The 11,554-nt window shown below is 65.2% G+C and carries 8 protein-coding genes; 4 read left to right on the top strand and 4 right to left on the bottom strand.

Annotation, left to right across the window (positions count from 1 at the left end; genetic code table 11):
* The first annotated feature begins 1,255 nt into the window (after positions 1-1,255).
* Entirely contained in the window at positions 1,256-2,566 is a 1,311-nt protein-coding gene (locus tag QP415_RS10445) for an alpha/beta fold hydrolase (protein ID WP_285099978.1), read from the top strand.
* A 29-nt stretch (positions 2,567-2,595) separates the two neighbouring features.
* Positions 2,596-3,114 (top strand): peptidase S9, encoded by a 519-nt coding sequence (locus QP415_RS10440; protein WP_285099977.1) that lies wholly within the window; start codon positions 2,596-2,598, stop codon positions 3,112-3,114.
* A gap of 68 nt (positions 3,115-3,182) precedes the next feature.
* On the opposite strand, the gene QP415_RS10435 is transcribed toward QP415_RS10440, so the two are convergent.
* The 4 genes from QP415_RS10435 to QP415_RS10420 form a co-directional block, all read right to left on the bottom strand.
* On the bottom strand, positions 3,183-4,262 hold the full coding sequence (locus QP415_RS10435) for a tetratricopeptide repeat protein (protein ID WP_048677654.1): 1,080 nt from the start codon (positions 4,260-4,262) through the stop codon (positions 3,183-3,185).
* A 65-nt stretch (positions 4,263-4,327) separates the two neighbouring features.
* A complete protein-coding gene (locus tag QP415_RS10430; protein WP_285099976.1) occupies positions 4,328-5,926 on the bottom strand; it encodes an ATP-binding protein in 1,599 nt (532 codons plus the stop codon).
* A gap of 70 nt (positions 5,927-5,996) precedes the next feature.
* Positions 5,997-6,509: a hypothetical protein gene (locus tag QP415_RS10425; protein ID WP_016460771.1), complete on the bottom strand. Its 513-nt coding sequence runs from the start codon at positions 6,507-6,509 to the stop codon at positions 5,997-5,999.
* 198 nt (positions 6,510-6,707) lie between these two features.
* A complete protein-coding gene (locus QP415_RS10420; RefSeq protein ID WP_285099975.1) occupies positions 6,708-7,667 on the bottom strand; it encodes a hypothetical protein in 960 nt (319 codons plus the stop codon).
* A gap of 282 nt (positions 7,668-7,949) precedes the next feature.
* Between QP415_RS10420 and QP415_RS10415 the strand changes: the two genes are divergently transcribed.
* The gene (locus tag QP415_RS10415) at positions 7,950-9,983 is read left to right on the top strand and encodes an MBL fold metallo-hydrolase (RefSeq protein ID WP_285099974.1); all 2,034 of its coding nucleotides are present in this window, start codon (positions 7,950-7,952) and stop codon (positions 9,981-9,983) included.
* A gap of 209 nt (positions 9,984-10,192) precedes the next feature.
* Positions 10,193-11,155 (top strand): class 1b ribonucleoside-diphosphate reductase subunit beta, encoded by a 963-nt coding sequence (nrdF, locus tag QP415_RS10410; RefSeq protein WP_016460763.1) that lies wholly within the window; start codon positions 10,193-10,195, stop codon positions 11,153-11,155.
* Positions 11,156-11,554: the final 399 nt, after the last annotated feature.

Below are 11,554 nucleotides of genomic sequence, written 5' to 3'. Positions count from 1 at the left end.
GAACCCACACTCCAACTCAGCGCATAACCCACCCCGAAGGACACAAAACGATTACACCACTCCACAGGACTTGACCTGCGAAATTGCTGGGCGCACATCAAATAGCGCGGCCTCACCGCCACCAATCGGGGGGAATTGCATCATAAGAGCTACTACACGCCGTCAGAGCGCCCCTAATGCTGCAAACCCCCCACCGCCACCAGCCTGAAGTGCACCGCATCGCATCCAAGACCGGCGCAGGGCCAATTGGCGCGACAAAATTCGCCCGGCACGGCCCCTCCAGCAGCTCTTCCGCGAAAAAACTCGCCCAGCGGGCCATAAAACGCCAATTTCGGCCCAATTTGAGCGCGCAGGGCGAACTTTTTCGCGCATTCGCGCTGAAACAGCGACACAGGGCGAACTATTTCGCGCTTTCACGATCTACCAGCGACGCAGGGAGAACTTTTTCGCGCTCACACCCACATCGGGCCGAGCAGGGCGAAAAATGTCGCGCTCGAGGCGCGACAACGCGGCGACGTTGAAACCACCAGCACCACTGCTCACCCGCAAAGACGATGACGGTTTCAGACACCCCGGGCCGCCCGGTCGACAGTGCCCAGACACGATACCCGTGACTGGCGACGCCACCAAACGGGGGGAATTGCACTACATGAGCATCCGACACGCCGACGACACGCCGCCAGCAGGCTTCGTGTAGTGCAAAACCCCCACCGTCACTGGTATTTCGGGCGCCGGAGGAACCCGATGGCCAGGCTGCGGCGCCCGTGGGAGGCGGCGGGGCCTGGCCGGACAAGAAGACGACGCGCCGAACCAGCAACCAGGCCCCACTGGAGTAAAGGGCGCCGGAGGGTCCGGAGGACCAGGCTGCGGTGCCTATGGGCGGTGGCGGGGCCTAGTGGTGCTTCGAGGCGTGGCGCCGGGCTGTGGCGCCCGTGGGAGGCGGCGGGGCCTGGCCGGACTAGTCACAGCACCACAGGTGCCACTGGTGTGGAGGGTGCCGGAGGGTCCGGAGGGCACGGGCGGGCTTCGAGATCGACCACTCCGAGCGAAGCTCGCGTGTGGCGATCTCGCGGGCGGCCGGGCCCGACGGCACCCGGAACACCCGTGGGGCCGTGGGGCCACACGCAACACCATCAATCGGGCGGGCCACCGCCCACAGGCACACCAAGCAGCACGGCCCCACAGCCGGGCCAAACAGCACCCAGAACAGCCACGGCCACAACGGCACCGCCCCAAAACCGCTACCATTGTGTCCATGCACACAGAGTCGTACCTGCACCATGGCCACACCGTTTACGAGCACCGTCTGGACGTCCCGCTGGATCATCTGCGTCCGACCGGCGAGGACAATCCGACAATCCAGGTTTTCGCGCGCGAGGTCGTGCGTAAGGGCCGCGAGGATGCGCCCTACGCGGTGTTCCTGCAGGGCGGACCCGGCTACCCGAGCCCGCGCTTCGGCACGTTTACCGGCGGATGGATGAATCGTCTCCTGCAGGATTACCGCGTGGTGCTCCTGGATCAACGAGGCACAGGCCAGTCGACCCGCATGGACGCTCAGGCGCTCTCCCACTTGGACACGGACGAGGAGAAAGCCGCGTACCTGCGCCACTTCCGCCAGGACCAGATCGTGTACGACGCGGAGGCGTTGCGGCGCGAGCTGTGCGGGGATGACCCGTGGACGACGCTCGGCCAGTCTTTCGGCGGCTTTATCACGACCTCGTACCTGTCGCTGGCTCCCCAGGGCCTGAAGGCCAGCTTGATCACGGGAGGCCTTCCCGGCCTCGTCCATGTGGATGAGATCTACCGCCTGACGTATGAGCGCACGGCGGCGCGCAACCGCACGTACTTCCAACGCCACCCGGGCGATGAGCGCACGGTGCGTGAGCTGTGCGCGCACTTGGCGGACACGGAGGAGACGCTTCCGACGGGTGAGCGCCTCTCCCCCGCGCGCCTGCGCATGATCGGCATGATGCTGGGCGGCCAGAGCAACACGGATCAGCTGCACTACCTGCTCGAGGGCCCGTGGACGTCGGTTCGAGGCGAGCGCCGCCTCTCATCGCAGTTCCTGGCGGCGATCGGCTCGCAGGTGGACGTCGCGCCGATTTACGGAGTGTTCCAGGAGTACATCTACGCGTGCGCGACACCGGAACTGGTGGGCACGGCGACGGGTTGGGCGGCGGATCGCCTGGCCGAGGAGATCCCGGGCTTCGTGAAGGACGCGAACCCGCTGGATGAGAGCGAGCCTTTCTACCTGACGGGCGAGCATTTCATGCGCCGCGTGTTCGACGAGGATCCGGGCTTGGCTCCGCTGAAGGGCGCGGCGGAGATCCTCGCGTCGACGACGGAGGCGACCCCCGTGTACCTGCCGGACGTGTTGGCCGAGAACACGGTGCCGGTCGCGGCGGCCGTGTACTACGACGACATGTTCGTGCCGCGCGAGCTGTCCCTGGACACGGGCAACCTGATCGGTGCCCGGCACTACATCACGAACGAGTACCAGCACGACGGTTCCGCCTATTCGGGCGGGAAGGTCGTCTCTCACCTGCTGGACCTGCTCGCGGACTGATCCACGAAGCCTGATCGAAAGGACTGGCCATGAGCGCCTCATCTACCTGTTCTTGTCCGTGCGCCGGCTCGATGGACCCGACTCGGGTCGCGGGGTTCGCGGCGGGCGTGGGCGCGACTGTCGCGTGGTACGCCCTGCCGGATTACGTACGCTCGCGCCCGTTGCGCGGCCTCGTGAAGGCGGGTTTGCTGGGGGTGCTCGGCTGGTCGATGGTGGCGCAGCTGCCGGAGGGCGCGGAGCTTCCGCCCTACGACGACGAGGATGTGGATTGCTCGAAGTCCTCACCCGTGGCGGGCGAGGATCCGCTGGAGGGCGTGACGGAGGCGGATCCGGCCGAGTTGGCGGTTCTCGCGGGCGCAGCGCTGGGTTCGGCGATGATCACGGTCGGGGTGGAGCGTTGGCTGTTCCGCCGCGGTGAGCGTCGCCGCGCGCAGGGCGCTCGTTTTGCCCATACGAGGCAGGGGCTGGCCCTGGGCGGTTTGGAGGCCGCGTTGACGGTGCTGACGTTCGGCGCGGGGGCTGTGCGAGGCAGGCTCTCGAAGGACTGAGGCGGCGCGCACCGACTGCGCGCTACCAACCGTCCACGCGCGAGCCGCCGCCCACGCGCCACCCGCTGTTAGCGTTCGCGTCTGAAAACCATGTAGCGGGCGATGGCGGCGCCGATCCACCCGCAGGCCATGACGAGGATGGGCACGCCCACGGCCGTCCACCACGAGGACGCGGGGACAAAGTACCGCAGCACCGCGAATGCCACGGGGGTGACGACGAGGAGCGCGAGCGAGATCGTCGCTATCGTCGCACCGACGGGTCGGCGCTTGAACGTCAGGTCCACGACCTCGCGGCGCGTCTTGCCCTGTCCGGCGGCGACCTGTGAGAGGTGTCTGCGCACTGCGCTGTCCATGCCGCGCAGGGGAATCAACGCGGACCATACCAGTCCGACGATGATCGCCGCGTCGCGACTGCCGAACACGTAGACGAGGCCTGCGATCGACCAGCCGATCACATAGGTGATCGTCAGGCCCAGGCAGAGGTAGAAGAGCGGCTTGAACACCAGCCAGTGGAGCTTATTCTCGTATGTTTTCTCGTTGGGGTTCTCCGCGAGGAGGTCGCGGTAGAGGCGGCTGGTGGCGTCGGTGCGGTCGACTTCTTGTATGTCCGCGATCGCTTCGCGGGCGGCCTCGTTGTTTGGGTCGAGTGAGAGGACGCGTTGGTAGACGTCGAGTGCCGCTTGTTCGTCGTCCCGGGCGAGCAGTCGGCCGAGGGTGTTGAGCGCAAAGGGGTCTTCGGGGTCGAGACGCGCGCCTTCCCGCGCCTCGCGCAGCGCCTCCTCCCACTGGAAGTTGCGCGCGAGGGCGTGGGCCCTCATGGTGTGGCTGAAACCTTGTTCTGGCGCGAGTTCGACGAGGCGCGTGGCGTGTTCGAGGGCGAGCTTGCGGTCCCCCTCCAAGTAGCTCAGCCAGTACAGCGCGCTGGGGTTGTTGGGGGAGGCTTCGACGGCTCGCCGAGCGCACGCATAGGCCTTCTCAGGCTCGTGATTTGTGAGGTGAGCGTGGGCGAGGAGACAGTTCACTCGCGCTGAGACCTCGGGGTCGTCCTGAGGGATCGTGACGAGTTTTTCGATGGCTCGTTCGGGGCGCTTGATGTCGATCAAGGCCTGGGCGTGATTGATCCGCTTGGAGATCTCCTCGGGAGACATCGGTCCTCCTCGGTATCGGTAGCGAACGGCGAGGGGTGGGCAGCGCGAGTGCGCCGCCCACCTCCTCACATCAGGTTGTTTGCCTTCATGTATTCGGCGAGGTCGTCGTATTGGCCGTCTCGATTGCCGTATTCGACGATGTTGCGGGCGGTGACGAACCAGGGTCCCGCACTGGGCCGAATCTGCGCCAGCGCCCTCAAGAAGTCCTGCATGGTCACCATGCGCACATTGCCTGTGCGCACGGAGTCCATCATCGCGTATTCGACGGCGCTGTCGACCAGGTGAGCCAGGTCGGCGCCGGTGAATCCATCGGTGTGCTGGACCAGGTATCCCATGTCGATGCCTTCGACGGGGCGCGACTTGAGGTGGTGGTAGAGAACTGCCTGGCGGGCGGGTCCGTCGGGGGGTAGGACGGCGACGCAGCGGTCGAAGCGTCCGGGCCTGCGCAGCGCGGGGTCCACGTCCCACGGAGTGTTGGTGGCAGCCAGGATGAAGACGCCTTCGTTGTCGGCTCCGATGCCGTCCAGTTCCATGAGGAGCTGGTTGGTGACCGGTCGCATGTAGGAAGCAGACGACGGCGATCGCCTCATGCCGACCGCGTCGATTTCGTCAAGGAAAAGGACGACGGGGGCGCAGGCGCGCGCGGTCTCGAAGACATCGTGGAGATTGTTCTCGGAGTCACCGATGTAGTGGCCAAGGACGTCACTGATCCTGACGTTCATGAACGCGGCACCGACCTCGCCGGCGAGAGCGCGGGCTATGTAGGTCTTGCCGCATCCGGGAGGACCGTAGAGCAGCAGGCCACCGCTGAGGCTCTTACCGTAGAGCTTGCGGATTTCCGGGTTGCGCAGGGGGGCCAGGAAGGCCATGGTGAGGCGGTCCTTGACGGACTGCATACCGCCGACGTCGGCCAGCGTTGCCGTCACTGTCTCAACGTCCCACGCGTCACCTTGGGGTTTGTCGTCGATTTCGACTTCGCCGTCGGTTGCTCCCACCTTCACAAATGCCGGCGCGGGCCCGCCGACCTGCTTCTCGGCACTCTTCCAGTCGAAGTTTTCCGGATCGGCGCCGTCGGCGGAAGCGGGGTCATCCTGCCCATCTCCGGCCTCGCCTGTCGACGCGCCTCCCTCGTTGTTCCCTTTCTCGGCCGTCTGCGGGAAGGCCGCGGGATGAATCGTCACGATCGCGGGAATGCCTGCCTCGTCCGAGGCGGGGGCGGCGGGCGCAGACGGAGCGGGAGCCTCGGGGGCGGGGACGGTCTCGACCTCGTACGAGGCGGGGGCCGCGGGCTCAGATTCAGCGGCAGTCGACCTGTCTACGGCCGGGGCCGAGGCCTCGGGCGCCTCGGGTGGCACCGGGACCTCGCCGGCGAAGGCCGCCTCAGGCAACACCCGATCCTCGTCTGTTGCGGGCGCGGCAGGCTCAGCCTCGTCGACAGTAGGCGCAGACGGGGCGGGGGCCTCGGGCACGCCGAGGGCGCTGCGCATGAGGGCTGCGGCTCGCTCGTTGTGCGGGTCGACGGCCAGGACAACGGCCAGGTGGGAGACGGCTTCGACGCCCCTCCCCTCGGCGATCAGGAGTTCGGCGAGATGCTCGCGCAGGGCATGGTCCTCGGGTTGCTGTTCGATGATCGACGCGAGGGAGTCGATGAGAGGATTCGTCATGCGATAAGCCTACCGGCTGGCAGGCTTCTGGGTCTATGCGCGCGCAAACAAATCGCGCGCACGGATGACATTAGAGGGTGCGCGCGGTGATCCTGCGCAGGGCTTGGCAGGAGCGCCAGGAATTGACGAGGCCCATCGCGAGCGGCAGGGAGACGAGGGCCGCCAGGAGGGCAGATTCGGTGGCGAGGGCGATGGCGCCGACGGCGAGGAATCCGATAAACCAGGCGAGCTGCATGCGCGCGCAGGCGGTCATGATGGCGCCGTCGCGCCGGGCGGCGCGCAGGGCGGCGTGAGAGTCGGAGAAGATGACGAGGTCCTCGTTGCAGTCCCATTCACGATGCCACCGGCGCGCGACGACGATGAGTGCGGCGAGGAGCGCGAGGAGAATGAGGCCTCCTCCGAGGATGAGGGCCAGGGCCACAGCGGCGAGCGCTTCAATGGTTGGCTCGGGCATGGAGGACATTTCGACGACGGCGACGATCGCGCTCACGGAGATGATGAGGAGGACGGTGACGACATCGATGGCAATGTTGATGCGGCCCTGCTTCTTTTGCCCGGAGCGCACGCGGTTATAGCGACGCAATTGGTCATTCCCCAGGCGGTAGGGCCTGGGCGGTGCGGCGAATTCTAAGGGCTGATGGGTCACACCCTCACAATAGCGCTGTCTGTTGATTATCCGCGCCTTACAACGCAACTGTCAGGCGCCTAGTTTGACACGTTTTCGATGGTCAGGATATAAGCATGGGCACAGAGTGATCGAGATTTTAACCGACCGAATGAATCACCGCGTCAGCGCCATCAGAACGAAAAGAATGAGTCCAGCCAGCACGATCATGCGAATGAAGTCCATGACGGAGCTTCCCAGGTCGGGGAATCGCTTGCGCAGGCGTGTAAAGGTCAGGCGCACGCCGCGCGGCAATGTGCGGTTGAACAGCGCGATCTGGAGGAACGCGAACGCGTATCCGCTCAGCGCCGACGCGGCGTACAGGAGGAAGAAGAGGAGCGCGCGCTCATCCGTCATGTAGCGCAGGGTGAAGAGATAGCCCAGACCGGACCCGAATCCGCCGACGATCGCGAATATCCACGCCTTATCGAGCACGAAGGTCACGCGCTTGAGCATCCCCCGGTAGGCCGTCGCGACGGCCGGTTGCATTTCGATAGCGTACGAGGAGCGCCCGGCCCCCTTAAGGGGATGGGCCAGGGAGTCGTATGCGAACTTCGCCTCGGCCAGGTCCGGGGCGTTCGCCTTGGCGCGACCGAACGCCCACTGCGCAGCGTCCGGGTCCACGGGTTCCCACAGGCGTCCGTAGGCCATGAGGAGCTCAACGTCGTCGGGAAATCCGTCGGTGGCGACCTGCGAGACGGACAGCGCCTCCTCGCAGCGCCCCAACTCGACGAGGCAAAGGGTCAGTTCGCGCGCGATCTCAGGGGATTGGGGATGCAGGCGCATGCCGGCCGATGCCACGGCCTCGGCATCAGCGACGAGGCCTTGGCGGCGCTGGGCACGGGCGATGAGCGCGAAGGGCGCGGCCATGTCGTCCCCGTAGGCGCGTGCGCGCGTCGCGTACTCCTCGCACAGGGGATACAGGCCGAGGCGGTCAGCGCAGGCAGCTGCCTGAATGTCGCGGCGGTAGCACGCATCCTCGCCGACGACCTCCATGGACTCCAGCATGTCCAGAGCCGCACGGTAGTCGCGCTTGGCGAGCGCCGCGTCAACGTCGGCGAAAGTGGGCATCGTCATGGCGCATACGATACCGCCCCACTCGCGCCCATGGTGACCTCGTCCACGGCCTGCGACCGGCCTCCTTCTCGCAGTAAACCGCCCGCGCTATGGCCTCAGGCGCAACCGCATCACCCCGCGGTCCGCCGACCTCCAACGTCCCTCTCCGCTTCCCACACTCAAGACGCCATGTTGCACACTTCACATTGTTACGTAATCATTAGGTGGCAATTTAACACCACACCCTCTAGGCTGGGGAACAGCACAATAGTTTCTCATTAACCCAGAAAAGATCGCTGAGCAATGAAGCACTTCCGCACCGTCGAGGCCGGGCTTGCCGTCGCCATATCCCTGACGCTAGCCCCTGCCGCGACGTTCGCAGCACCATCACAGGAAAACGTTTCTTCTGAGGACACGTCCATCACGGCCCCCACTAACCCACCCGTGTCCGACGAAGATCGCCAAACAGCTGACGCCCAACAGGCCGAGGAGGACGCCCGGGCAGCGCGCCCCGCCCCGCAGCCGCCCACCTCGTCCGCTCCGTCAGCCCCTTCGACGCAGACCCCACCCCTGGTCACCACGCGCCCTGACGGGAGCATCGGCAACGACGAGGTGCACATCCTGTCCCTCTCGGGCGCCGACTGCATCGTCGTCGAGTCGAACGGCCACTTCGGAATCGTGGACGCAGGCGACGACAACGACTACCCAGACGGGTCAGACCCCCGATACCCATGGCGAGCAAACATCGCGACATGGGGACAGGAAGACCAGGTGCGCCCCTACCTCGACAGTCTGGGCATCAACTCCTCCAACCTCGACTTCTTCATCGGCACTCACCCGCACTCCGACCATATCGGCTGGGCTGACACTCTGATCCACAGGTACCATCCCAAGCACATCTACACGCCCGTCTACGACGATTCCTACTCGGTCAGCGATGAAGTGAACCCGCTGTGGGACAACCAGAAGGTCTACGACGACCTCGTAGCCGCGGCAACGTGGGCTCAGGGCGCGTACGGGGCAACCTTCAACCAGCACGTCAAGCCCGGACAAGGCGACCTCATCCAGATGGGCGACATGCTCATCCAGATCATCCCCCTGTCTCCCGACGAGGAATACGCGCACCCCGGCAAGCTCACGAACACGAACCTCATCAGCTACACGGCAAAGATCACCGCTCACGGACACAGCGCCTACCTGTCTGCCGACCTCGAGAGTGGCGAGGGTAAGGAAGACTACGTCGCTGGAATAGTCGGTCACGTGGACTGGCTGAAAGCCGGTCACCACGGCCTCTCAAGCTCCAACAGTGAGAGTTTCCTGAACGCGCTCTCCCCGTCGCTCGTCATGAACACGGGGTACGAGTTCCACACCCCGGATCGCCTTGGCCTGCCCGCGCTGAAGGGCCGCTACGAGTGGTTCGAGGCGTACTCGATGCGTAACGCCGGCATCCCCGCCCTCATCGGCACCTTCACCCCCGGCGGGATCACCCACCCCTACATGAACGTCGGAATGGGGCACACATTCGCATCGACCACGCCCCACACCTACTGGTTCCACAACGGAAAACTCGCTGCGACGCGTGGATGGTGGAAGGGCTTCTACGACGGCTGGCACTACTTCAACGGTTCCGTATCTGCCGTCGAGAACGGCTGGGTGTTCGACAAAGGCAACTGGTACTGGATGGACGCCACGTCCACCATGGCTGTGAACACATGGGTCCACGACGGCGACAAGTCATACTGGGTGGACGGCTCCGGCCACATGCTCAGCGGCGGATGGCATTACATCGGCGGCACCTGGTACTACCTCACCGCCTCCGGCGCTGTGGCGACAGGCTGGCTCCAGGACGGAGGCTCCTGGTACTACATGCAGGCCAACGGCGCGATGGGGCAGGCGTGGATCCACGATGGTACCGGCTGGTACTGGATGGACCCCTCGAGTGGGCGCATGGACGCCGGCGGCTGGCGTAACATCTGGGGTTCCTGGTACTACCTGAGCGACAGCGGCAAGGCTGCGGAAGGCTGGCTGCTCGATCGCGGCTCCTGGTATTACATGACTCCCGGCAGCGCCCAGATGCGCACCGGATGGGTGAACGACGGCACCGGGTGGTTCCTCCTGTCTGGCAGCGGAGCAATGCGCTCGGGCGGCTGGATCCAAGACGGCGGCAACTGGTATTGGCTCGACGGCAGCGGGATGATGCTCACAGGCTGGATCCAGTCGGGTGGCGCATGGTACTGGCTTGACCCCGTCAGCGGACACATGGCGGTCGGCACGGCCACCACTGATGGCCGAACATCCCAGTTCGCACCTTCCGGCCGTTGGCTCGGATACGTCTGATCGCACTCTCGCCGACAGAGACAACAGGGGAGCGCTCGCCTCGACGATACCGTCGGGCGGGCGCTCCTTCGCACGCGCCCGAGGTGACCTCGTCCACGAGACACCGGCGAGCCCGCGACCACGACAGACGCGACCCACGGGTATCCTGGTGAGAGCACGCGAGGCCGCCCCGGCCTCGTCCGTCCGACACCGCACATAGAGGAGCCCCCATGGCGACCGAGCCCGTGTTCGAGGCCATCAACTGGAACAAGATCCAAGACGACAAGGACCTCGAGGTCTGGGATCGCCTGACGGGTAACTTCTGGCTGCCTGAGAAGATTCCGCTCTCCAACGACCTGCCGAGCTGGAAGACCCTCACCAAGGACGAGCAGCTCATGACGAACCGCGTATTCACGGGCCTGACCCTCCTCGACACGCTCCAGGGCACGGTCGGCGCAGTGTCGCTGATCCCGGACGCGCGCACCCCGCACGAGGAGGCCGTCTACACGAACATCGCGTTCATGGAGTCGGTGCACGCCAAGTCCTACTCGTCGATCTTCTCGACCCTGCTGTCCACGGAGGAAATCAACGAGTCCTTCCGCTGGTCGAACGAGAACGCGGCCCTGCAGAAGAAGGCCGAGATCGTCAAGTCCTACTACGACGGCAACGACCCGGAGAAGCGCAAGGTCGCCTCGACGATGCTCGAGTCCTTCCTGTTCTACTCGGGCTTCTACGCGCCCATGTACTGGAGCTCGCACGCCAAGCTCACGAACACGGCCGACCTGATCCGCCTCATCATCCGCGACGAGGCCGTCCACGGCTACTACATCGGCTACAAGTACCAGCTGGCCGTGAACGAGTCGAGCCAGGAACGCCAGGACGACCTGCGCGACTACACGTACTCGCTGCTGTACGAGCTCTACGAGAACGAGGAGCAGTACACGGAGGACCTGTACGATCCGCTCGGCCTGACCGAGGACGTCAAGAAGTTCCTGCGTTACAACGCGAACAAGGCGCTCATGAACCTGGGTTACGAGGCCCTGTTCCCGCACGACGCGACCGACGTGAACCCCGCGATCCTGGCGGCCCTGAGCCCCAACGCGGACGAGAACCACGACTTCTTCTCGGGTTCCGGCTCGTCCTACGTGATGGGCGAGGTCGTGGACACCGAGGACGAGGACTGGGACTTCTGATCCTGCCATCTCGCGGCCGGGCGCGCGCTGTGTGCCCGGCCGCGTTGCATGCCCGGCCGCGTTGCATGCCCGGCCGCGTTGCTTGTCCGGCCGCGTTGTCTACGCCCGGCCCCTTCCTCGGCTCCCCTCCCAAAAGTCGCAGGTAATTTAACACGGTCAGTTTTCGACAGGCCCCACAAACGTTGCAATTCCAACGATGCGATTTCAATGTTTGAAATAGTCGTGAGGGAATTGCATGCGACATTGGTGAGGAACCATGGGGCTGCAACCGAGGAAATCCGGCGGTCTAGCCGCGCGTCGTAACGTCTCGCGGCCTGCGGCTACCCAGGGCGTGCGTGACGAGGCCTGACCGCCTCCCTCACCTCAAGACACATGTGGGTGCGCCCGCCAGATGGCGGG

The sequence above is a fragment of the Pauljensenia sp. UMB3104 genome (assembly GCF_030217285.1).
In the GTDB taxonomy this organism is placed as follows: Bacteria; Actinomycetota; Actinomycetes; order Actinomycetales; family Actinomycetaceae; genus Pauljensenia.
This window is presented reverse-complemented; position numbering and strand designations above follow the sequence as displayed.

Bases quoted from the DNA above. Each gene is read 5' to 3' on its own strand.
- QP415_RS10420 (WP_285099975.1), bottom strand. From the start codon at position 7,667: ATGACGATGCCCACTTTCGCCGACGTTGACGCGGCGCTCGCCAAGCGC.
- QP415_RS10435 (WP_048677654.1), bottom strand. From the start codon at position 4,262: ATGTCTCCCGAGGAGATCTCCAAGCGGATCAATCACGCCCAGGCCTTG.
- QP415_RS10445 (WP_285099978.1), top strand. From the start codon at position 1,256: ATGCACACAGAGTCGTACCTGCACCATGGCCACACCGTTTACGAGCAC.
- QP415_RS10415 (WP_285099974.1), top strand. From the start codon at position 7,950: ATGAAGCACTTCCGCACCGTCGAGGCCGGGCTTGCCGTCGCCATATCC.
- nrdF (WP_016460763.1), top strand. From the start codon at position 10,193: ATGGCGACCGAGCCCGTGTTCGAGGCCATCAACTGGAACAAGATCCAA.
- QP415_RS10430 (WP_285099976.1), bottom strand. From the start codon at position 5,926: ATGACGAATCCTCTCATCGACTCCCTCGCGTCGATCATCGAACAGCAA.
- QP415_RS10440 (WP_285099977.1), top strand. From the start codon at position 2,596: ATGAGCGCCTCATCTACCTGTTCTTGTCCGTGCGCCGGCTCGATGGAC.